Annotated in this window: 1 protein-coding gene; it reads left to right on the plus strand. The window is 40.2% G+C overall.

What is annotated here, in order from left to right; genetic code table 11:
• Window positions 1–163: alpha-hydroxy-acid oxidizing protein (locus tag ACTHSQ_RS11395; RefSeq protein ID WP_440375967.1), on the plus strand; the 163-nt coding region annotated here is incomplete at its 5' end.
• Between the last annotated feature and the right edge of the window lie 83 nt (window positions 164–246).

Genomic DNA, 246 nt, shown 5'->3' on the forward strand with positions numbered 1-246 from the left:
TCTGTATGGTTTGGGTGCGTATGGTGAAGAAGGCGTAACCCGTGCGCTGGAAATCCTGTATAAAGAAATGGATATTTCCATGGCATTTACTGGTTATCGCAATATTCAAGATGTGGATTCCAGCATTTTGCGTTCTACGCGTTGGGCTCAAGATGAATTTTAATTTTTAAACATAAGAAAAGGCCGTCTGAAAATCTGTTTTCAGACGGCCTTTTTATAGACGGCTATTTCTCGTTTTTGCGATAC

The organism is Neisseria sp. P0009.S008 (assembly GCF_051958615.1).
In the GTDB taxonomy this organism is placed as follows: domain Bacteria; phylum Pseudomonadota; class Gammaproteobacteria; order Burkholderiales; family Neisseriaceae; genus Neisseria; species Neisseria subflava.